The organism is Phycicoccus mangrovi (assembly GCF_018729305.1).
Lineage (GTDB): Bacteria > Actinomycetota > Actinomycetes > Actinomycetales > Dermatophilaceae > Phycicoccus > Phycicoccus jejuensis.
Map to the genome: position 1 here is coordinate 175,256 of NZ_JAHHWP010000004.1, position 20,828 is coordinate 196,083.

20 protein-coding genes are annotated in these 20,828 nt (G+C 75.8%); 14 read left to right on the plus strand and 6 right to left on the minus strand.

All coding sequences use genetic code 11. The features are described from left to right. Positions 1-2 precede the first annotated feature (2 nt). On the minus strand, positions 3-236 hold the full coding sequence (locus tag KMZ30_RS01910) for an Lrp/AsnC family transcriptional regulator (protein WP_207023259.1): 234 nt from the start codon (positions 234-236) through the stop codon (positions 3-5). A gap of 131 nt (positions 237-367) precedes the next feature. Here KMZ30_RS01910 and thiL point away from each other — a divergent pair, with 131 nt between their 5' ends. Then, complete coding sequence (gene thiL, locus KMZ30_RS01915) at positions 368-1,375, plus strand: thiamine-phosphate kinase (protein ID WP_215511149.1); 1,008 nt, start codon at positions 368-370, stop codon at positions 1,373-1,375. Positions 1,376-1,449: 74 nt separating this feature from the next. Here thiL and rpmB read toward each other — a convergent pair whose 3' ends face one another. Continuing rightward, positions 1,450-1,644: a 50S ribosomal protein L28 gene (rpmB, locus tag KMZ30_RS01920; RefSeq protein WP_030527936.1), complete on the minus strand. Its 195-nt coding sequence runs from the start codon at positions 1,642-1,644 to the stop codon at positions 1,450-1,452. Positions 1,645-1,791: 147 nt separating this feature from the next. On the opposite strand from rpmB, the gene KMZ30_RS01925 reads away from it, so the two are divergent. From KMZ30_RS01925 to mutM, 10 genes are all read left to right on the plus strand, one after another. Beyond that, positions 1,792-3,456 carry a DAK2 domain-containing protein gene (locus KMZ30_RS01925; protein WP_215511150.1) on the plus strand — a complete coding sequence of 555 codons (1,665 nt, stop codon included), beginning with the start codon at positions 1,792-1,794 and terminating at the stop codon, positions 3,454-3,456. Position 3,457: 1 nt separating this feature from the next. Further along, positions 3,458-5,632, plus strand: coding sequence for an ATP-dependent DNA helicase RecG (locus KMZ30_RS01930; RefSeq protein WP_215511151.1), 2,175 nt, complete (start codon positions 3,458-3,460; stop codon positions 5,630-5,632). After that, on the plus strand, positions 5,632-6,195 hold the full coding sequence (rsmD, locus tag KMZ30_RS01935) for a 16S rRNA (guanine(966)-N(2))-methyltransferase RsmD (RefSeq protein WP_215511152.1): 564 nt from the start codon (positions 5,632-5,634) through the stop codon (positions 6,193-6,195). Before KMZ30_RS01930 ends, rsmD begins: the two co-directional genes overlap by 1 nt. A 62-nt stretch (positions 6,196-6,257) precedes the next feature. Next, positions 6,258-6,887, plus strand: a complete 630-nt coding sequence (locus KMZ30_RS01940; protein WP_215511153.1) for a hemerythrin domain-containing protein — start codon at positions 6,258-6,260, stop codon at positions 6,885-6,887. Between the two features lie 35 nt (positions 6,888-6,922). After that, positions 6,923-7,426: a pantetheine-phosphate adenylyltransferase gene (coaD, locus tag KMZ30_RS01945; RefSeq protein ID WP_215511154.1), complete on the plus strand. Its 504-nt coding sequence runs from the start codon at positions 6,923-6,925 to the stop codon at positions 7,424-7,426. Continuing rightward, positions 7,416-9,536 carry an acyltransferase family protein gene (locus KMZ30_RS22205; protein WP_215511155.1) on the plus strand — a complete coding sequence of 707 codons (2,121 nt, stop codon included), beginning with the start codon at positions 7,416-7,418 and terminating at the stop codon, positions 9,534-9,536. The genes coaD and KMZ30_RS22205 overlap by 11 nt, the downstream gene beginning before the upstream one ends. 101 nt (positions 9,537-9,637) lie before the next feature. Then, positions 9,638-10,216, plus strand: a complete 579-nt coding sequence (locus KMZ30_RS01955) for a YceD family protein (RefSeq protein ID WP_030527943.1) — start codon at positions 9,638-9,640, stop codon at positions 10,214-10,216. A 1-nt stretch (position 10,217) separates the two neighbouring features. Continuing rightward, positions 10,218-10,412: a 50S ribosomal protein L32 gene (rpmF, locus tag KMZ30_RS01960; protein ID WP_030527944.1), complete on the plus strand. Its 195-nt coding sequence runs from the start codon at positions 10,218-10,220 to the stop codon at positions 10,410-10,412. Positions 10,413-10,423: 11 nt separating this feature from the next. Further along, complete coding sequence (gene rnc, locus KMZ30_RS01965) at positions 10,424-11,188, plus strand: ribonuclease III (RefSeq protein WP_207023242.1); 765 nt, start codon at positions 10,424-10,426, stop codon at positions 11,186-11,188. After that, on the plus strand, positions 11,181-12,050 hold the full coding sequence (gene mutM, locus KMZ30_RS01970; RefSeq protein ID WP_215511156.1) for a bifunctional DNA-formamidopyrimidine glycosylase/DNA-(apurinic or apyrimidinic site) lyase: 870 nt from the start codon (positions 11,181-11,183) through the stop codon (positions 12,048-12,050). The genes rnc and mutM overlap by 8 nt, the downstream gene beginning before the upstream one ends. On the opposite strand, the gene KMZ30_RS01975 is transcribed toward mutM, so the two are convergent. Beyond that, the gene (locus KMZ30_RS01975) at positions 12,028-13,971 is read right to left on the minus strand and encodes an acyltransferase family protein (RefSeq protein ID WP_215511157.1); all 1,944 of its coding nucleotides are present in this window, start codon (positions 13,969-13,971) and stop codon (positions 12,028-12,030) included. The two genes, mutM and KMZ30_RS01975, sit on opposite strands and share 23 nt — an antisense overlap. Positions 13,972-14,064: 93 nt before the next feature. On the opposite strand from KMZ30_RS01975, the gene KMZ30_RS01980 reads away from it, so the two are divergent. The 3 genes from KMZ30_RS01980 (at position 14,065) to smc (ending at position 18,591) form a co-directional block, all read left to right on the plus strand. Continuing rightward, positions 14,065-14,367 (plus strand): acylphosphatase, encoded by a 303-nt coding sequence (locus tag KMZ30_RS01980; RefSeq protein ID WP_215511158.1) that lies wholly within the window; start codon positions 14,065-14,067, stop codon positions 14,365-14,367. A gap of 62 nt (positions 14,368-14,429) precedes the next feature. Next, positions 14,430-14,723, plus strand: coding sequence for a chorismate mutase (locus KMZ30_RS01985; protein WP_036829645.1), 294 nt, complete (start codon positions 14,430-14,432; stop codon positions 14,721-14,723). A 295-nt stretch (positions 14,724-15,018) separates the two neighbouring features. Then, positions 15,019-18,591, plus strand: coding sequence for a chromosome segregation protein SMC (smc, locus tag KMZ30_RS01990; RefSeq protein WP_215511159.1), 3,573 nt, complete (start codon positions 15,019-15,021; stop codon positions 18,589-18,591). A gap of 63 nt (positions 18,592-18,654) precedes the next feature. Here the strand turns inward: smc and KMZ30_RS21990 are convergent, their stop codons facing one another. From KMZ30_RS21990 to lepB, 3 genes are all read right to left on the minus strand, one after another. Then, a complete protein-coding gene (locus tag KMZ30_RS21990) occupies positions 18,655-18,783 on the minus strand; it encodes a hypothetical protein (RefSeq protein WP_264318873.1) in 129 nt (42 codons plus the stop codon). A 39-nt stretch (positions 18,784-18,822) separates the two neighbouring features. Beyond that, on the minus strand, positions 18,823-19,854 hold the full coding sequence (locus KMZ30_RS01995; protein WP_215511160.1) for an NAD-dependent epimerase/dehydratase family protein: 1,032 nt from the start codon (positions 19,852-19,854) through the stop codon (positions 18,823-18,825). Positions 19,855-20,038: 184 nt separating this feature from the next. Continuing rightward, entirely contained in the window at positions 20,039-20,755 is a 717-nt protein-coding gene (gene lepB, locus KMZ30_RS02000; protein WP_308279526.1) for a signal peptidase I, read from the minus strand. Between the last annotated feature and the right edge of the window lie 73 nt (positions 20,756-20,828).

The window sequence follows — 20,828 nt, forward strand, 5'->3', positions numbered from 1 at the left end:
GCTCAGACGTGGACCACGGTGCACGTGAGGGTGCGGGTGATGCCCTCGGTGTCCTGGATGCGGGAGATGACGAGCTTGCCCAGCTCGTCGACGGTCGCGGCCTCCACCCGGGCGATGACGTCGTAGGGGCCGGTGACGTCCTCGGCGAGGACGACGCCGTCGATGCCGGCGATCGTCGCGGCGACGGACGCGGCGCGCCCGACGTCGGTCTGGATCAGGATGTAGGCCTGGACCACTGAACTCCACCTTGTCGTCGGTCGGCGGGGCCGGTGCGGCCCCGCACGTGGTGCCCACCGGGTCCGGCGGGGCTCGACGCAGACGCTACCGTGCCGGTGGACCGGACGTCACCGCAGGGAGGGAGCACCGCGTGGAGCGCCTGCGCGACCTGGACGAGGCCGAGCTCCTCGCCCGCGTCCTCCCCCTCTACGCCGCGGCCGTGGCCCCGGACGACGCAGCGCTACCGGTCGGCCCGGGCGACGACGCCGCGGTGCTCGAGACCCCGTCCGGCACGGTCGTCGCGACGACCGACGGCATGGTCCGCGGCCGCGACTGGCGCGACGACTGGTCGAGCGCGCACGACGTCGGCGTCAAGGTCACCGTGCAGAACCTCGCCGACGTCGCGGCGATGGGGGCCGTCCCGACCGGCCTGCTCGTCTCGCTCGTCGCCGACCCCGACACGGCGGTCGACTGGGTCCTCGGGCTGGCCGATGGCATCGCCGCGGTGTCGCGGGAGTCCGGCGCACCCGTCGTCGGCGGCGACCTGTCCTCCGGGCCGGCGGGGGTCGTGACGGTCACCCTCACGGCGCTCGGCGACCTGCGCGGCCGGCGACCGGTCCGGCGCTCGGGCGCGCAGGCCGGTGACGTCGTCGCCGTCTGCGGCACGCTCGGCACCTCCGGCGGCGGGCTCGCCCTGTACCTCGCGGGGCGTTCGTCCGGGGGAGGGACGGACGCCGACCTGCTGCGGGCGGCCCACCGGGCGCCGCGTCCGCCGTGGGAGGCCGGGCCGGTCGCCGCCGACGTCGGCGCGCACGCGCTCGTCGACGTCTCGGACGGGCTCGTCACCGACCTCGGGCGGGTCGCCCGGGCGAGCCGGGTGGGCATCGACCTGTCGGGGGAGGCGCTGCGGACGCGGTTCGCGCGCGGCCCGCTGGAGCGCTGCCTCGGCGCGGACGAGGCGCTGCGCCAGGTGCTCGGCGGGGGCGAGGAGCACTCGCTCGTCGGGTGCTTCCCGGCATCGGTCGACCTCGGCGCGCTGCCGGGGCGGCCGTGGGTGGCGGTGGGGCGGGTCGTCGAGACCGGGCCCGACGGCGCCCGCGTCACCGTCGACGGGGTCGTGCCGGACGTGCGCGGCTGGGACCACTTCGCCGGCGCCTGAGCCGCGCCCGGCAGACGCGGAACGGGCGGCCTCCGCGAGGGAGGCCGCCCGTTCCGGGGTGCGTCAGGGGGAGGTCAGCGCTTGACCTTGCCCGCCTTGAGGCACGAGGTGCAGACGTTGAGCCGCTTCGGGGTCACACCGGCCTCGCCCACCATCGCCTTGACGCGCTGGATGTTGGGGTTCCAACGGCGCTTCGTGCGGCGGTGCGAGTGCGAGATGTTGTGCCCGAAACCGGGGCCCTTGCCGCAGACGTCGCAGTTGGCAGCCACGGGAGATCTCCTGATGCAGTAACGGTCGTGTGGTCATCGGGGCGCGGCGCAGAGCGCACGCGCAACCGGACAAGAGTAGCCGAGGGCCACCGGCCCGACCAAAACGGCTCCGGCAGGGGCGACGGACCACCCCGTTACCCTGACATCGTGCCCGACGTCCTCACCGCCGCCGACGCCCGGCAGTGGGCCCTGCTGACCCGGGCCGCCCTCGCGGCGCGCCGCACGGAGATCGACGAGCTCAACGTCTTCCCCGTGCCCGACGGCGACACGGGCACCAACCTCTACCTCACCCTCGACGGCGCGATCGACGAGGTCGTCGCGGCGCGCTCGGCCGACGGGGGGAGCGGCGCCGTCGGGCTCGTCGAGGAGTGCCGCACGCTGCGCCGCGCCGTCCTGCTCTCGGCCCGCGGCAACTCCGGGGTCATCCTCAGCCAGGTGGTCGGAGGAGTCTGCGACGTCGTCGTCGAGGAGGACGCCGCCGAGGTCGACGTCGCGCTCCTCGCCGCCTGCCTCGAGCGGGGGGCGGCCAAGGCCCGGGCCAGCGTGGCGCACCCGCAGGAGGGGACCATCCTCAGCGTCGCCGACGCCGCGGCGGCCGGGGCGCGGGCGGCGTGCGACGCCGGCGGCACGTTGGCGCAGGTGTCGGCCGCCGCCGTCGAGGCGGCCACGGAGGCGCTCGCCCGCACGCCCGAGCAGCTGCCGGCCCTCGCCCGCGCCGGGGTCGTCGACGCCGGGGGAGCGGGGTGCGTCCTGCTCCTGGAGGCCCTGCACCGGGTCGTCACCGGCGCGTGGACGAGCGCCGACGAGGGGCTGCTCACCGCGGCGAGCGGCACCGACCCCGCGCGCTGGCACTCCCCGCAGCGGCGCCCGTCGCCCGACGACGGCGCCGACGGGGAGGACGTGCCCGGGCCGGCCTTCGAGGTGATGTACCTGCTGCTGGACACCGACGCCGCGCGCGTGCGGACGCTGACCGAGCAGCTCGACGCGCTCGGCGACTCGCTCATCGTCGTCGGCGGCCCGGACCTCTGGAACGTCCACGTGCACGTCGACGACGCCGGCGCCGCGGTCGAGGCCGCGCTCGTCGCGGGCCGGCCGGAGCGCATCCGCATCACGCACCTGCCGAGCCAGGTCGCGGCCCGCGAGGCCGTCGTGCCCCTCGGGGTCGTCGCCGGCGCCGCGGGGCCGGGGGTCGTGGCCCTGCTCGAGGAGGCCGGCGCCGTCGCGCTGGAGTTCGGCCCGGGCCGGCGCGCCTCGGCCAGCCAGCTGCTCGACGCCGCCCGGCGCACCGGGGCCTCCGCCGTCGTCGTCCTGCCCGCCGACCCCGACGGGCTGATGGCCGCCGAGGTCGCCGCCGAGGCCGGCGCGGCCGACGGCCTCGAGGTGCACGTCGTCCCGGCCCGCACCACCGTGCAGGCCATCGCGGCGATGGCCGTCCTCGACCCCGCGCGGCCGGTGCACGCCAACGTCGTCGCGATGACGCAGGCCGCCGTCGCGACCCGCCACGGGGCGGTGTCGGTGGCCACCAAGGAGGCGCTGACCTGGGCCGGCGTCTGCCGCCCGGGCGACGTCCTCGGCATCGTCGACGGCGACGTCGCGTTCCTCGGCACCGACCTCGCGGCCTCGGCGCGCGACGTCCTCGACCGGCTCCTCTCGGCCGGCGGCGAGCTCGTCACCCTCGTCCGGGGCGCCGACGCCGACCCGCTGCTCGTCGAGCGCCTCGCCACCGACCTCGGGCGCGAGCGACCCGAGCTCGAGGTCGTCGTCCTCTACGGGGGACAGCCCGTGTACCCGCTGCTCATCGGGGTGGAGTGACGTGGCGACCGAGTCCAGCCCGCTGCGACCGATCATCGCGACGGCCGCCGCCGACTTCGCCAAGCACCGCGACGTCCACACCGTCGGCGACCTGCTCGCCTACTGGCCGCGTCGCTACCGCACCCGCGAGGCCGACCTCGGCGCCGTGACGCCCGGCGAGTTCCTCGTCGGGGTTGCCGAGGTGCGCTCGGCGCAGACCCGGCGGATGAAGACGCGCAAGGGCACGATGCTCGAGGTCGTCATCACCGACGGGCGCCACGAGCTCGACATCACGTTCTTCAAGGCCTGGGGCCACGACAAGGTGCTCGTGCCCGGGGCCCGGGGCATCTTCGCGGGGACGGTCGGCACCTACCGCGGTCGCCTCCAGCTGACGCACCCCGGCTACACGATGCTCGACGACTACGACGCGGGGGAGCGGCGCGACCTCATCCCCATCTACCGCCGGGTCGGCAAGCTGCACACGTGGACGGTCACCGAGTCGGTGCGCCGTGTCCTCGACGTCCTCGACGACGTGCCCGACGCCCTGCCGGCGGACGTCCGTGCGCGGCGGAACCTGGTGTCGCGCACCGACGCCCTGCGCGGCATCCACGGCCCCGACACCCTCGAGCAGGTCGCGGCGGCGCAGCAGCGGCTGCGGTACGAGGAGGCGTTCGTCCTCCAGGCGACGCTCGCGCAGCGCCGGCGGGCCTCGGCCGCGACGGCGACGCGCGCCCGCGCCGGGCAGGCCGACGGGCTGCTCGCCGCGTTCGACGAGCGCCTGCCGTTCACCCTCACCGACGGCCAGCGCGACATCGGGGCCGTCGTCGCCGACGAGATGGGCCGCGAGGTCCCGATGCACCGGCTGCTCCAGGGCGAGGTCGGCTCCGGCAAGACGGTCGTCGCGCTGCGGGCGATGCTCCAGGCGGTCGACTCCGGTGGCCAGGCCGCGCTGCTCGCCCCGACCGAGGTCCTCGCCGCGCAGCACCACCGGACGATCACCCGGATGCTCGGCGACCTCGCGGAGGGCGGGATGCTGGGCGGCGCCGAGCAGGGGACGCGGGTCGCGCTGCTCACCGGCAGCCAGCCGACCGCCGAGCGCCGGCGCACCCTCCTCGACGTCGTGAGCGGCGAGGTGGGCATCGTCGTCGGCACGCACGCGCTGCTCCAGGAGCACGTCGACTTCTACGACCTCGCCCTCGTCGTCGTCGATGAGCAGCACCGCTTCGGGGTCGAGCAGCGGGACGCGTTGCGCGCCAAGGGGTCCACGCCGCCGCACGTCCTCGTCATGACCGCCACGCCCATCCCGCGCACCGTCGCGATGACCGTCTTCGGCGACCTCGAGACCTCGACCCTGCGCGAGCTGCCCGCGGGGCGCGCGCCGATCACGACCCACGTCGTGCCCGAGGACCGGCCGGGGTGGATGGAGCGCACGTGGCAGCGCATCGCCGAGGAGGTGCGGTCCGGCCGACAGGCGTACGTCGTGTGCCCGCGCATCGGCGACGACGACGCGCCCGAGGACGGCGCCGTGCTGACCGTCGAGGCCACCGACCCCGACGCCGACGAGGCCCAGGCGCCGCCGCCGCGGCCGCTGACGAGCGTCACCGCGCTCGCCGCGCGGCTGGCCGACGAGCCGGCGCTCGCCGGGCTCACCCTCGAGGTCCTGCACGGCCGGATGCCGCCCGAGGACAAGGACGCCGTCATGGGCCGCTTCCAGCGCGGCGAGACCGACGTCCTCGTCTCGACGACGGTCGTCGAGGTCGGGGTCGACGTGCCGAACGCGAGCGTCATGGTCGTCATGGACGCCGACCGCTTCGGGGTGAGCCAGCTGCACCAGCTGCGCGGGCGCATCGGCCGGGGCGGCTTCCCCGGGCTGTGCCTGCTCGTCACCGGCTCCGAGGCCGAGCCGGCGCTCACCCGGCTCGCCGCGGTCGCGGGGACGACGGACGGCTTCGAGCTCGCCCGCCTCGACCTCGCCCAGCGCCGCGAGGGCGACATCCTCGGCGCCGCGCAGCACGGCCGGCGCACGCAGCTGGAGTTCCTCCACATCCTCGAGCACGAGGACGTCATCGAGCAGGCCCGCGAGGACGCCTTCGCGCTCGTCGACGCCGACCCCGACCTCGCCGATAACCCCCTGCTGGCGGCCGCCGTCCAGGCCCGCGTCGACGCCGAGCAGGCCGCCTACCTGGAGCGTGGCTGATGACCCGCATCATCGCCGGCACCCACGGCGGCCGCACCCTGCGCACCCCGCCCGGCGCGGGGACCCGCCCGACGAGCGACCGGGTCCGCGAGGCGCTGTTCTCGGCGCTCGAGGCCCGCGGCGCGGTGCGCGGCGCCCACGTCCTCGACCTCTACGCCGGCTCCGGCGCGCTCGGCCTCGAGGCGATGAGCCGCGGGGCGCGCTCGGGCGTGCTCGTCGAGTCCGACCGGCGTGCCGCGACGGTGATCGCCGCCAACGTCGCCTCGCTCGGGCTGCGGGGGGTGCGGGTCGTGCCGACGACCGTCGCCTCGGCGCTCGCCGGCGAGCCGGGGGCGGAGGGCCCGGCCGACCTCGTGCTCCTCGACCCCCCGTACGACGTGGGGGAGGAGGCGCTCGCGTCCGTGCTCGAGCGGCTCGCCGACGGGTGGCTCGCCGACGACGGGCTCGTCGTCGTCGAGCGCTCCTCGCGCTCACCGGAGCCCGCGTGGCCCGCCGGCCTCGAGCGCGTCGGCAAGCCGCGCAGGTACGGCGAGACCACCGTCTGGCTCGCCGAGCGCCCCTGACGCTCGTCGAAGGACGGGAGGCGTCGACGCAGGTCAGGCCGGCCCTCTGACAGGATGCGTGGATGAGCGACTACGAGATCCCCCGGCCGGTCAGCGGCGACGTCATCGAGCGCATCCTCGAGGACCACCGGCTCTTCGAGGACCTCCTGCGCGAGGCCCGCCGCACCGACTCCGACCGTGAGGCCGCCCGCCGCGCCCTGGCCGAGGTGCTGACCGCGCACGCCGTGGCCGAGGAGGAGAAGGTCTACCCGACGCTGCGCCGCAAGGCCGACGACATCACCGACCACGAGGCGGAGCACGGCGAGGAGGAGCACGCCGAGATCAACGAGGCGCTGCTGGCCTTCCTGCGCGCCAAGGGCACCGACACCCAGAAGTACGACGACGCCCTCGAGGACCTCGCGACGGTCGTCAACCACCACGCGAACGAGGAGGAGCAGACCATCCTCAACCCGGCGCGCGAGGAGGTCGACCTCGAGGTGCGCGAGCGGCTCGGCGTCGACTGGCTGACCCGCCGCAACCAGCTGCTCGAGGAGGGCTGCGGCTCGGAGGAGCAGGTCGCCGCCCTCATCGACGAGGCCGTCGCCAAGGGCGCCCTCGCCCCCGAGGAGGCGCGCGAGGAGGCCGACCGCATCAAGGAGGAGGCCAAGGAGAAGGCCGAGGAGGTCGAGGACGCCGCGAAGAACGGCGACTGACCCACCCCGCCCGGGCCCTTGCTAGGTTGGCGCGCGTGAGCGAGCGCGTCCGCCGGGCCGTCTGCCCCGGCTCCTACGACCCGGTGACCCACGGCCACCTCGACGTCGTGGCGCGCGCCGCCGCGCTGCACGACGAGGTGGTCGTGGCGATCCTCCACAACCCCGCCAAGCAGGGGACCTTCACCGTCCCCGAGCGGGTGGCCCTCGTCGAGCACGCGCTCGCCGACCGGGGCCTCGCCGACGTCGTGCGGGTCGAGGCCTTCGCCGACCGCCTCCTCGTCGACGTCTGCCGCGACCTCGGGGCCGACGTCCTCGTCAAGGGCCTGCGCGGCGGCACCGACTTCGACTACGAGCTGCCGATGGCCCGGATGAACCGCCACCTCACCGGCCTCGAGACGCTCTTCCTTCCGGGGGAGCCCTCGCTCGCCCACGTGTCGAGCTCGCTCGTCAAAGAGGTCGTCCGCTACGGCGGCGACGTGACCGGCCTCGTGCCCGACGAGGTCCGCGACGCCCTCGTCGAGCGGCTGCGTGAGCGCTGAGGCGAGCGCCCCGGAGCAGACCCGCGCCGGGCAGCGCACGACGGGGCGGCGCCCGGGCTTCCGGCGCGACGTCGAGGGCCTGCGCGCCGTCGCGGTGCTCTCCGTGCTGGCCTACCACGCCGGCCTGCCCGTCCACGCCGGCTTCGTCGGCGTCGACATCTTCTTCGTCATCTCCGGCTTCCTCATCACCGGCCTGCTCGTCGTCGAGCTCGACCGCACGGGAACCGTCTCGTGGGTGCGCTTCGTCGGCCGCCGCGTGCGCCGGCTCCTGCCCGCCGCGGTGCTCGTCCTCCTCGTCACGAGCCTGTTCTCGTGGCTCGTCATCCCCGGGCAGCGCCGCCAGCAGGTCGGCCACGACGTCATCGCCGCCGCGACCTACGTCGTCAACTGGGTGCTCGCCGGCCGCGAGGTCGACTACCTCTCCTCGGACGTGCGCCCGTCGCCCGTGCAGCACTTCTGGAGCCTCGCGGTCGAGGAGCAGTTCTACGTCGTCTGGCCGCTCCTCCTGCTGACCCTCGCCGTCGGGGCCCGCCTGCTCGGCCGGCGACCCGACCGCCGCACCGTGGCGATCGCCCTCGGCGCGCTGACCGGTGTGTCGTTCGTGTGGTCGCTCGTCGCCTCCCACACGAGCCCGGAGGCGTCCTTCTTCACGACGACGACCCGCGTCTGGGAGCTCGGCGTCGGCGCCCTCCTCGCCGTGTGGCTGACCGGGCGCGAGCGGCCGGACGGCGGCAGCCGTGCCGCCGACGCGCTCGGCTGGCTCGGGCTCGTGGCCCTCGTCGTCGTCGCCGTCGCGCTCCCCACCGGCATCGAGTGGCCGAGCGGGTGGGCGCTGCTGCCGACGCTGCCGACCGCGCTCGTCCTCTGGGCGGGATGGCGCGGCGGGCGCTCCGGCCCGGTCCGGCTCCTCGGCACCCGGGCGATGGTCTGGGTCGGCGGCCTGTCGTACTCGATCTACCTCTGGCACTGGCCGGTGCTCGTCCTCGGGGACTGGAGCGCCGAGCGGCTGACCGGCGGAACCCTCCCCGGATGGGCCCGCGTCGCGCTGGCCCTGGGGTCAATCTGGCCGGCGTGGGTGTCGTGGCGGTTCGTCGAGCAGCCGATCTACCACGGGACGTGGCTGCGGCGCCGGCCGCGCGTCCTCGTCGCCGCGGGCCTCGGGATGTCCGGGCTGGCCGTGCTCGCCGCGCTGCCGCTGCTGCCTCTCGCGTCCCCCTTCGTCACGACGCCGCCGGACGGCCGCGTGCCGCCGCTCACGCAGCTCGGGGCATCCACGGTCGTACCCGGCCGCGCCGTCGCCGACGAGGTGCAGCCCGGCTGGGTCACCCCCGACCCGCTCGTCAGCGGCGAGGACCGGCCCGACGCCGACGTCGACCGCTGCCAGGTCGCCCACGGCGCCACGGAGCCGGTCGCCTGCACCTTCGGCGACCCGGACGGCGCGGTCACCGTCGCGCTCGTCGGGGACTCCAAGGCGATGCAGTGGCTGCCCGCGCTCCAGGAGCAGGCCGGCGAGCGCGGGTGGCGCGTCGTCACCTACGGCAAGTCCGCCTGCGCGTTCAGCGCCGCACCGGCGGCCAACGCCGGCCGGGCCTACCCCGAGTGCGACGCCTGGAACGCCGCCGTGTCGCGGGCGCTCGCGGCCGACCCGCCGGACGTGCTCGTCACCTCCGGCGTGGCACGGGGAGCCTGGGACGGCTCGCGCACCGACGCCGCGCTCCTCGAGGACGGGTACGCGCGGCGCTGGGCCGCGCTCGCCCGCGCCGGGGTCCCGGTCGTCGTCGTCGGCGACAGCCCCGTCTCGCCGGACGACCTCGACGTCTGCGCCGCCTGGCACCCCGACGCGCTCGCGCAGTGCACCTTCGCGGCCGCCCCGGCCGTCGCGGCGAGCGGACTGCCGGTGCAGCGCCCGGCCGTCGAACGGGCGGGGGAGGGCGTGGCCCTCCTCGACCTCACCCCGTGGATCTGCCCCGGCGGCGAGTGCCCGCTGGTCGTCGGGCACGTCACCGTCCACCGCGCCGGCGACCACGTCACCGCGACCTACGCCCGCACCCTCGCGCCGCAGGTCGCGGGCGCCGTCGAGGCCGCCCTCGCCCCGGCGGGACGCCGCTGACGGCCCCGGTTTGGGGAGGTGGGGGGCCTGCCGGTACCGTTGTCCTTCGGTCTGCGTCCGTGCGGCGTGACCCGAACCCGTCCCGACCCCACCGAAAGCCCATGTCGCGTCTCGATCCCCGGTCCCCCTTGGTGCTCGACACCAAGCTCGTGGGCCGTCGACCCGGGACGATGCACGAGCTGGAGCGTGAGGCAGGGGCGCCGAGCGACCTCGGCACCGACGTCATCCGCGTCGAGGAGGGCAGCCCGCTGTCCCTCTCGCTGCGGATGGAGTCCGTCGTCGAGGGCGTGCTCGTCACGGGTTCGGTGCGCGGCACGGCCACCGGCGCCTGCGTGCGGTGCCTGGACCCGGTGAGCGTCCCGCTCGACGGTCACTTCCAGGAGCTGTTCGTTCACGCCGATCGCCACGACCACCACCACGAGGTGGGGGACGAGGACGCCGACGAGGAGTACCGCGTCGAGGACGGCTACATCGACCTCGACCCGGTGGTCCGGGACACGGTGGTGCCTGCGCTGCCGTTCCAGCCGGTGTGCCGGCCGGACTGCCCCGGGCTCTGCTCCGTGTGCGGACAGCCGCTCGCGGAGGACCCCGAGCACCAGCACGACGAGATCGACCCCCGATGGGCGGCGCTCTCGGCCCTGGCCGAGAACCCGTCCACGCCGACAGAGAAGAGGACCTGACGTGGCCGTTCCGAAGCGGAAGATGTCGCGCTCCAACACCCGCTCGCGCCGCGCCAACTGGAAGGCGACGGTCGTCGCGACGACCACCTGCCCGCAGTGCAAGGCGCCGACCCAGCCGCACATGGCGTGCCCGTCCTGCGGCACCTACAAGGGGCGCCACTTCGGCGCCGCCGAGCGCACCGAGCACCAGGGCTGACACCCCTCCCCATGGGGAAGGGGTCGGCCTCGGCCGATGCACTGGCGCCCCTGCGCCCCGTCGCCGAGCTCGTCGGTCACCTCTCGGAGGTGACCGGCGGACCGGTCGACGAGGCGCTGGTCCGGCGTGCCCTCACCCACCGCTCGTACGCGTACGAGATGGGGGGACTGCCGCACAACGAGCGGCTCGAGTTCCTCGGTGACTCCGTCCTCGGGCTCGTCGTCACGACGACGCTCTACGACACCAACCCGGACGAGTCGGAGGGGCAGCTCGCGAAACTGCGCGCCGCCGTGGTCAACATGCGGGCCCTCGCCGACGTCGGGCGCACGCTCGGCCTCGGCGACTTCGTGTTCCTCGGCCGCGGCGAGGAGAGCACCGGCGGCCGCGACAAGGACTCGATCCTCGCCGACACCGTCGAGGCGGTCATCGGCGCGGTGTACCAGTCGGCCGGCATCGAGGCCGCGGGCGAGCTCGTCCACAGCCTCGTCGACCCGCTGCTCGCCCAGTCCGCGACCCTCGGGGCCGGCCTGGACTGGAAGACGAGCCTGCAGGAGATCAGCTCGCGCCACGGCCTCGGCTCGCCCGAGTACGTCGTGACCGAGGACGGCCCCGAGCACGCGAAGTCCTTCGAGGCCGCGGTCGTCGTCGGCGGTCAGGTCCTCGGCCGCGGCTCCGGCCGGACGAAGAAGGTCGCCGAGCAGGAGGCCGCCGCGCACGGCTGGGCCGCCATCCGCGACGCCCACGAGCCGCCCGAGGGCCGCCCGAGCGGTGCCTGAGCTCCCCGAGGTCGAGGTCGTCCGCCGCGGCCTCGCCGCGCACGTCGAGGGCCGGCGTCTCGCAACCGTCGAGCTGCGTGGCCATCGGGTCGCGCGCCGCCACCTGCCCGGGCCGCAGGACCTCGCGCACCGCCTGGAGGGCCGGAGGGTCGCCGCCGTGCGCCGCCGCGGCAAGTACCTCTGGTGGGACCTCGAGGACTCCGTCGGCCTCATCCTCCACCTCGGGATGAGCGGCCAGCTGCTCGTCGAGGACGCCGCCGCGCCCGACGAGAAGCACCTGCACGGCCGGTTCACCTTCGAGGACGGCGGCCCCGAGCTGCGCTTCGTCGACCAGCGCACCTTCGGCGGGCTCGCCCTCGCCGACCTCGACGACGCCGGCGTGCCGCTCAGCATCGCCCACATCGCGCCCGACCCCCTCGAGCCGGCGTTCGACCGGGCCGCGACGATCCGGCGCATCAAGGCCAAGGACAGCGCGGTCAAGCGCGTCCTGCTCGACCAGACCGTCGTCTCCGGCATCGGGAACATCTACGCCGACGAGTCGCTGTGGCGCGCACAGGTGCACGGCGAGCGGCCGGCGTCGGCCCTGACCAAGCCGCGCATCGGTGCCCTCCTCGACCACGCGACCGACGTGATGACCGAGGCGCTGGGCCAGGGCGGGACGAGCTTCGACGCCCTCTACGTCAACGTCAACGGCGCCTCCGGCTACTTCGACCGCTCGCTCGCCGCCTACGGCCAGGCCGGCCGCCCGTGCCGACGCTGCGGCACCCCCATCCGCCGCGAGCAGTTCATGAACCGCAGCTCGTTCTCGTGCCCGCGCTGCCAGCCGCGCCCGCGCAGGGTCAGGGCAGCGGGATCGGCTTGAGCCGCACCGGCTTCCCGGTCTTGTGCTCCGACAGCTGCGCCATCGCGGCCCGGACGGTCGAGCTGTAGAGGTGCGCCCCCCGGATGCTCGGGTGGATGCCGTCCGACTGGAGCATCCCGCTCGTGTCGGCCAGCGCCCGGTCCCAGTCCGCGACGACGACGTTGTCGTGCCCGGCGACGACCTCGCGCAGCTGCTCGTTGTCCGACGCGGCGCGGGCGTAGCGGCCGTGCACGGTGAGGACGACGACCATCCGGTCGGGCCCGATCTCGCGCAGCGTCCGCTCGATGGAGCGCGCATCGGTGCCGAAGTTCGTGCCGAAGGCGAGGACGACGACCCGACGCAGCCCGTCCCCGCGGGCCCCGACGAGCCTCGGCGCCTCGCTCCAGCGGCGGTTGGAGCGGGCGTCGATGCGGATCTTCGGGAAGTAGTACTCCATCGCCTGCTTGGCGCCGACGAGCATCGAGTCGCCGAAGGCGTCGACCTCCGCGCCCGTGGGCATGCTCCAGTCGACGGCGGTCGGGCGGGTGCCCGCGGGCCGCGCGGAGGCGGGGGAGCGGGTGGCCGAGGGCGTCGGCGCCGCGCTCGTGGCGGCGGCCTCGCGGGCCAGGGCCGCCTCGTTGGCCTCGATCATCCGCTCGGTGGCGGTGCGGTCCGGGGCGGTCGCCATCACCGCTGTCGTCGCGACGGCGGCGACGACGAGGACGGCCCACACCGTGCGGGCCCGCCGCGTGCCGGCACGACGCATCCGGCGGGCCAGGGCCCGGAAGGCCCCGCCGAAGCCGAGGCGCCGCACGGGCGTCTCGACGAAGCGGTAGGAGAGGTCGGCGGCCGCGACCGTGACGAGGACGGCCCAGCCGCGGGTCAGCACGTAGTCGAGACCACCCGGGGCCACGGGGATGTCCTGCCCGACGACGAGGACGACCGGCCAGTGCCACAGGTAGATGCCGTAGCTGCGCGACCCGACCCAGCGCGCGGCGGGCAGCTCGAGCAGGGCGCGCAGGCGGCCGGGGCGCTCGACGACGACGAGGACCACGCCGGCCGTCGCGAGCGAGGCGAGGAGGATGCCGCCGCGGAAGGTCAGCGACGACTGCTCGTCGGCGAGGACCATCAGCGCGCCGAGGACGGCGAGGGAGAGCGCCCCGATGGTGCGCCGGTGGCGCTCCCACAGGGCGCTCGACGTCCCCGCGCGGCCGGGGGCGGCGAGGGCCAGGGCCAGGGCGGCGCCGACCATGAGGCCGGTGGCGTGCGTGTCGGTGCCGTAGTAGACGCGCGTCGGGGCGTCGGGGTCCAGGCGCAGGGCCATGAGCAGGGACGAGCCGAGCCCGAGCCCGAGGGCCGTCGCCGCGCGGGCCTCGGGTTGCCGGACCGCCCGCAGCAGGAGGAGGAGCGCGAGCGGCCACAGGAGGTAGAACTGCTCCTCGACCGCGAGCGACCAGAGGTTGGCCAGCAGCGTCGGGGAGGTCGCCGCGAAGTAGTCGGTGCCGGCGGCGACCTCGAGCCAGTTCGAGGTGAAGGTCAGCGCGCCGAGCACCTGACGACCGACGCCGACGAGCAGGTCGCCCTCGGCGACGCGGGCCAGCAGCACGGCGGACGGCACGAGCACGAGGAGCGCGGGGAGCAGGCGCCGGGCGCGCCGGGTCCAGAAGCCGCGCAGGTCGACCCGGCCGGTGCTCGCGTGCTCGCGCAGGAGGAGCGTCGTGATGAGGAAGCCGGAGAGGACGAAGAAGACGTCGACGCCGAGGAACCCGCCGGGCAGCCAGCCCGGGTCGAGGTGGAAGACGACGACCGCGACGACGGCGAGCGCGCGCAGGCCGTCGAGCCCGGGGAGCCGGCGGCCCGACCGGGAGGCGTCGTCGACCGGGCGGGGCGCGGTGGTGACGCCACCGCCCCCGTCGGGCGCCGCGGGTGCGACCGGGTCCATGCTGGAACGGTAGTGACGCGGGGGGCCGCCGTGACGGAGGCGCGCTGTGGGGCGGCTGTGACGGAGTGGCCGCGCGGTTCCTAGGATCACGGGATGGACCAGGAGCAGCGGGGGACCGAGCGGGCGACGGTGTTCGTCCGCGGCCGGGTGCAGGGCGTCGGCTTCCGCTGGTGGACCCGGGCGCGGGCGCTCGAGCTCGGGCTCGCCGGCTGGGCGCGCAACACCGCGGACGGGCGGGTCGAGGTCGTCGCCGAGGGGCCGCGCGCGGCCGTCGAGGCCCTCCACGGGCTGCTCGCCGAGGAGCCGTCGACGACCGGCCGGCCGGGCCACGTGGCCCTCGTGTCCGCGCCGCTGTGGGCGCCGGCCAAGGGGGAGAGCGGCTTCCGCGAGCGCTGAGCCGCGCTCTCGCGCTCCGGACGCCGTGCGCCGGCCCGGCCACGGGTTCCTACGATGGTGGAGTGAGCGACATCCCCCCGGACCTCGCGCGGCTGCGCTCGAGCATCGACAACATCGACGCCGCGCTCGTGCACCTGCTCGCCGAGCGGTTCAAGTGCACCCAGGCCGTCGGCGAGCTCAAGGCCGCCGCGGGGCTGCCCGCCGCCGACCCCGGCCGCGAGGAGCGCCAGGTCGCGCGTCTGCGGGCGCTGGCCGACGAGTCGGGGCTGGACCCGCAGTTCGCCGAGGCGTTCCTCAACTTCATCATCGCCGAGGTCATCCACCACCACGAGCACATCGCCGGCGCCGGCTCCTGACCCCGATCCCCGGACCACACGCGTATCGGGTGACCCGATACCGGTGCGCTTCACCCGACAACGGTTCCCGGGTACAGCGCGGTCGTATCGGGTGACCCGATACGCGTGGGACAGGTGGGGTGACGGTGGGGACGGCTGCGGCGTCCCACCAGGCACAGCAGCCTCGGTGGCCCCAGGGGTCACAGGCACCTCCGGCGGGATGCCGCGTCCCGCCACCGCGCCGCGACCCCGGTAGCATCGCCCGCGACCCGGCCGCGGCCGGGGCCGCCCGACCCCTGCGAGAGACGACCCGCCGATGTACCTCAAGACGCTGACCCTCAAGGGGTTCAAGTCCTTCGCCTCGGCGACGACGATGCGCCTCGAGCCCGGCATTACCTGCGTCGTCGGACCGAACGGCTCGGGCAAGTCCAACGTCGTCGACGCGCTCGCCTGGGTCATGGGCGAGCAGGGCGCCAAGAGCCTGCGTGGCGGCAAGATGGAGGACGTCATCTTCGCCGGCACCGCCGGCCGCGCCCCGCTCGGGCGCGCCGAGGTCAGCCTGACGATCGACAACACCGACGGCGCCCTGCCCATCGACTACACCGAGGTGACGATCACCCGGACGATGTTCCGCGGCGGCGGCTCGGAGTACGCGATCAACGGCACGGGATGCCGCCTGCTCGACGTCCAGGAGCTGCTGTCGGACTCCGGCCTCGGCCGCGAGATGCACGTCATCGTCGGCCAGGGCCAGCTCGACACCGTGCTGCGCGCGACGCCCGAGGAGCGCCGCGGGTTCATCGAGGAGGCCGCCGGCGTCCTCAAGCACCGCCGCCGCAAGGAACGCGCGCTGCGCAAGCTCGAGCAGATGGAGGGCAACCTCACCCGCGTCCAGGACCTGACCGGCGAGATCCGCCGCCAGCTCGGGCCGCTCGGGCGCCAGGCCGAGGCCGCGCGCCGGGCCGCGGTCGTCCAGGCGGACGTCCGGGACGCCCGCCTGCGCCTGCTCGCCGACGACCTCGTCCAGCTGACCGGCATCGTCGAGCGGGAGGTGGCCGACGAGACCGCCCTCCTCGAGCGCCGCACCGCCGTCGAGGACGCCCTCGCGACGGTCCGCGGCCGGTTGACCGAGGTCGAGCGCCAGGCCGCCGACGCCGCGCCCGAGCTCGGCCGCGCGCAGGAGCGGGTCGTGCGCCTGCAGAGCCTGCGCGACCGGCTCGAGTCCACCGGCTCGGTGGCCGCCGAGCGGGTGCGCCTGCTCTCGCAGGACGAGGTGCACGAGAGCACCTCCGGCCGCGACCCGGAGGAGCTGCGCGCGCAGGCCGCCCGGGCCCGCGAGGCCGAGGAGCTGCTCCAGGCCGAGATCGCCGAGACGACCCAGGCCCTCCAGGACGCCGTCGCCGCCCGCGAGGAGGCCGAGCAGGCGTTCAGCGCCGAGCAGCAGCGACTGGCCCGCCTGGCCCGGGCCGCGGCCGACCGTCGCGAGGGCCTGGCCAAGCTCGCCGGCCAGGTCGGCGCCCGGCGCAGCCGCATCGAGGCGGGGGAGGCCGAGATCGGCCGGCTCCAGGCCCTCGTCACCGAGGCCCGCCAGCGCGCCGCCGACGCCGAGCGCGAGTTCGCCTCGCTCGAAGGCGGCATCGCCCACGAGGAGGAGGGCGAGGAGGGCCTCGACACGACGTACGAGGCGGCCGCCGAGCGGCTCGCGGAGGCCGAGGCGGAGGTCGAGCGGCTCCAGCAGGAGGAGCGCGAGGCCGAGCGCGACCGCTCGACGGCCCAGGCCCGCCTCGAGGCGCTCGAGCTGAGCCTGCGCCGTAAGGACGGCGCCGCCACGCTGCTCGAGGCCGCCGACGACGCCCACGCCGTCATCGGGGCGGTCGCGGCGCTCGTCCACGTCTCCGGCGGCCACGAGGCCGCCGTCGCCGCCGCCCTCGGCTGGGCGTCCGAGGCGCTCGCCGTCGGGTCGGCCGACGCCGCCGCGGCCGCGCTCGCCTCGCTGCGCGACACCGACGGGGGCCGGGCGGCGCTGCTCGTCGGCGAGACCGCCGCACCGCAGGACCCCGCGTCGTGGCCGTCACTGGAGGCCGACGCCGTCTGGGCGCGCGACGTCGTCACCGCCCCCGACACCGTCCTGCCCGCCGTGCACCAGGTGCTGGAGCGGGTCGCCCTCGTCCCGACCGCCGCCCACGCGGTCGCCCTCGTCGCCCGCCACCCGGGCGTCACCGCCGTGACCGCCGACGGCGACGTCTTCGGCCCCGGCTGGGCCCGGGGCGGCAGCAGCGCCGGCGAGAGCCTCCTCGAGGTGCAGGCCGCCGTCGACGAGACCCGGGCCACCCTCGACGAGGCCACGGCGCGGGCCGAGCGGACGCGCTTCGCGCTGGCCGCCGCCCGCGAGAAGGCGACGGCCGTCGAGACCGACGTCGACGCCGCGCTCGAGGCCCTCCACGAGTCCGACGCCCGGATGGCCGCCGTCGCCGAGCGCCTGGGCGGCCTCGGCGCCGCGATGCGCACCGCCGGCGCCGAGGCCGAGCGCGCCGAGAAGGCCATCGCCAACGCGCAGGAGCGCCTCGAGGCCGACCGCGCCGAGCTCGACGCCCTCGCCCAGCGCCTCGCCGAGGCGGAGGCGGAGCCGGCCGCCGACGACGCCGACCCCTCGACGGACGAGCGCGACCGCCTCGAGCTCGGCGCCAGCCGTGCCCGCACCGCCGAGACCGAGGTCCGCCTCGCCCTGCGCACCAAGGAGGAGCGGGCCCGCTCGCTCGCCGGGCGCGCCGACTCGCTCGAGGGCGCGGCCCGCAACGAGATCGCCGCACGCGAGCGGCTGCGCGAGCGGCGCGAGAAGCGCCGCCGGGAGGCCGAGGTGGCCGCCGCCGTCCACGAGGCCGCCGCCTGGGCCGTCGAGGAGGTCGCCGCCGCGCTCACCCGCGCCGGGACCCTGCGCGACGCCGCCGAGGCCGAGCGGGTCGAGCGCGACCGCACCGTGGCGGGCCTGCGGGAGCGGCTCGGGACCGTCCAGGACGAGCTGCGCGACCTCACCGACGCCGCGCACCGCGACGAGATGGCCCGCGCCCGGCAGCTGGCGCGCATCGAGCAGCTGCAGGCCAGGGCCGTCGAGGAGCTCGGCGTCGACCCCGACGTCCTCGTCGAGGAGTTCGGGCCGCACCAGCCGGTCCCGCACGTCGCCGCGCCGGGGGAGGACCCCGACACGCTCCCCGAGCCGCAGCCCTACGTCCGCGAGGAGCAGGAGAAGCGGCTGCGCAAGGCCGAGCGTGCGCTCTCGGCGCTCGGCCGGGTCAACCCGCTCGCGCTCGAGGAGTTCGCGGCGCTCGAGGAGCGGCACACCTTCCTCACGACCCAGCTCGAGGACCTCAAGCGCTCCAAGCGCGACCTGCTGGACATCGTCAAGGAGGTCGACGAGCGCGTCGAGCAGGTCTTCACCGAGGCCTTCTTCGACACGAAGGAGCAGTTCGAGCGCGTCTTCCAGCGGCTGTTCCCCGGCGGCGAGGGGCGCCTGGTCCTCACCGACCCCGACAACATGCTGACGACCGGCATCGAGGTCGAGGCGCGCCCGCCGGGCAAGAAGGTCAAGCGGCTCTCGTTGCTCTCCGGTGGCGAGCGCTCGCTCGTCGCGGTGGCGCTGCTCGTCGCGATCTTCAAGGCCCGCCCGAGCCCGTTCTACATCATGGACGAGGTCGAGGCCGCGCTCGACGACACCAACCTCGGTCGCCTCATCACCCTCTTCGAGGAGCTGCGCGACTCCAGCCAGCTCATCGTCATCACGCACCAGAAGCGCACGATGGAGGTCGCCGACGCGCTGTACGGCGTCTCGATGCGCGGCGACGGCGTGACGACGGTCGTCAGCCAGCGCATCCGCGACGTCGCCGCCTCCGCCTGACACGGAAGGGGCCGGGCACCCCCGGCGCCCGGCCCCTCCGTGCCGGGTCGCCCCGGCGATGTCCTACTTCTGCGCCACGCAGCAGCCGAGGCACGGTCCGCACTTGACGAACGCGTTGGCCGGCAGCGTGGTGGACAGGAGCGTTCCCCCCGCGATGAGCGAGACGGCGACGATACGAGCAACCTTCTTCATGGTGTTCCTCTCGGTCGAAGTGACCGGGACGCTACTCGGCTACCGGGATCCGCGCGCGCTGGACGAACCCGGCCCCTCCACCCAGCCCGCGAGGAGGGCGCGCTCGTCCTCGTCGTCGAGGCCGGTGCGCCGCGGCTGGTCGGCCGGTCGCGACTCCTCCCACGCGAGGGTGTCGCGCAAGGTCTCGAGGAGCGGTCGGTGCGTCAGGCCGAGCGCGCGGGCGGCCTCGCCGGTGCGCGAGGCGAAGCCGCCGTACTCGGGGAACGGCAGCCAGAGCGGGAGCGACCGCGGGCCCATCCACGCGTCGACGCCCTGCTCGGCGAGCCAGGCCGGGTCCGCCGCGACGACCTCGGCGGCACCGCCGGCCGCCTCACGGGATGCCTCGAGCAGCCGCCCGAGCGTCGTCGTCGGACCGACCGCGTCGACGACCCCGGCCGTCCCGGACTCGGCGCAGCGGACCATCCAGGCGGCGAGGTCGCGGACGTCGAGGACCTGGACCGGGTCGCCGAGGGCGGCGGGGGCGAGGACCCGGCCCGGCGCGGCGGGACGGGCGAACCGCCACGGCCACCAGCCGGTGCGCCCCGAGGCGTCCCCCGGCCCGCCGAGGAGGCCGGCGCGCGCCACGAGCGTCCGGGACGGGCCGAGCCCGTCGAGCACGGCCTGCTCGCACGCCACCTTGGCGCCGCCGTAGGCGTCGGGGTCGTCGCCGCCGACGTCGCGCGGGGCGAGCAGCGGCGTGGACTCGTCGGCGCCCGGGACGGAGTGGTCGGCGTAGACGTTGCCGGTCGACACGAAGCCCCAGTGACCGACGCGGCCGGCGAGGGCGGCCACGGCCCGGCGCACCTGGCCGGGGTCGCGGGCGACGTCGAGCACCGCGTCCCAGTCCTCGTGCTCGACCCCGCCGAGCCCGGCGTCGGGGTCGTCGCGATCGGCCCGGACGAGCCTCGTGCCGTCCGCGGGGGCTCCGGAACGGCCGCGCGCCACGCAGGTGACGTCGTGCCCGCGCCCGAGGCCGGCGCGGGCCAGCTCGCGGCCGAGGAAGGCGGTGCCACCGAGGACGAGGAGTCGCATCCGGCCACCCGACCACGCCCGACGGGTCACGCGAAAGGGCTGTTCGCGCAGGGCGGAGCGCTCGGCGGCGACCGCGGGGACCCCGGTTCGTCCACGAGACCCCGGCTCGAAGCCCTTGTCTCGTGGACATGTCGGGGTGACCCCGACATGTCGTGACGGGTGGGACCGATGGGGGCGGAGCCGGTCAGCGGGGCAGGCCGCCGGCGGAGCCGAGGGGCCAGAAGCGCAGGACCACCGGCCCGACGACGCGCTCGACGGGGACGAAGCGGGCGCACTCGCCGCCCCCGGAGGTCGAGCCCCGGCAGCCCAGCACCGAGTCGGCCGACTCCGAGCGGTGGTCGCCGAGGACGAGGAGGTTCTCCTCGGGCACGGTCACCTGGGGGAAGCAGCGCTGCGAGCGGGGGGTGCTCGAGCAGTCGAGGCTGCCGCGGACGAACGGCAGGTCGCCGTGGACGTACGGCTCGTCGAGGGCGACGTCGTCGACGGTCACCCGGCCGTCGACGGAGCAGCAGGCGACGCGGTCGCCGGGCAGCCCGACGACCCGCTTGACCGTGTAGGACGTGTTGCTCGGGCCGATGCCGACCACGTCCCCGGCCGCACGCGCGAGCCGGGCCAGCGGGTTCGACGCCGGGGGCAGCCGCCGGTCCTGCCACGTGGTGCCGTGCCCGAAGACGACGACGTCGCCGCGCTCCACGGAGTGGTCGAGCCGGTCCACGAGGATGCGGTCGCCGATCCGCAGCGTGTTCTCCATCGACTGCGAGGGGACGCCGAAGGGCTTGACGAGGAAGGCCTGGACGAGCGCGATCGCCACGACGGCGACGAGGACCTCGGTGAACCACGGCAGTCGACGCCGACGTCGCGCGGTGGTCGGCTCGGCCGACACGACACCGGGGTCGGTCACGTGCGCCACCCTAGTTGCGGCCCGGCGCAGGTGTCGATTTGGCCACGCGCGCACGGGATCCCGAGAATGGACC

Bases quoted from the DNA above. Each gene is read 5' to 3' on its own strand.
- rnc (WP_207023242.1), top strand. From the start codon at position 10,424: ATGGGGAAGGGGTCGGCCTCGGCCGATGCACTGGCGCCCCTGCGCCCC.
- KMZ30_RS01940 (WP_215511153.1), top strand. From the start codon at position 6,258: ATGAGCGACTACGAGATCCCCCGGCCGGTCAGCGGCGACGTCATCGAG.
- KMZ30_RS01980 (WP_215511158.1), top strand. From the start codon at position 14,065: ATGGACCAGGAGCAGCGGGGGACCGAGCGGGCGACGGTGTTCGTCCGC.
- smc (WP_215511159.1), top strand. From the start codon at position 15,019: ATGTACCTCAAGACGCTGACCCTCAAGGGGTTCAAGTCCTTCGCCTCG.
- KMZ30_RS01975 (WP_215511157.1), bottom strand. From the start codon at position 13,971: ATGGACCCGGTCGCACCCGCGGCGCCCGACGGGGGCGGTGGCGTCACC.
- KMZ30_RS01995 (WP_215511160.1), bottom strand. From the start codon at position 19,854: ATGCGACTCCTCGTCCTCGGTGGCACCGCCTTCCTCGGCCGCGAGCTG.
- KMZ30_RS21990 (WP_264318873.1), bottom strand. From the start codon at position 18,783: ATGAAGAAGGTTGCTCGTATCGTCGCCGTCTCGCTCATCGCGGGGGGA.
- KMZ30_RS01955 (WP_030527943.1), top strand. From the start codon at position 9,638: ATGTCGCGTCTCGATCCCCGGTCCCCCTTGGTGCTCGACACCAAGCTC.
- rsmD (WP_215511152.1), top strand. From the start codon at position 5,632: ATGACCCGCATCATCGCCGGCACCCACGGCGGCCGCACCCTGCGCACC.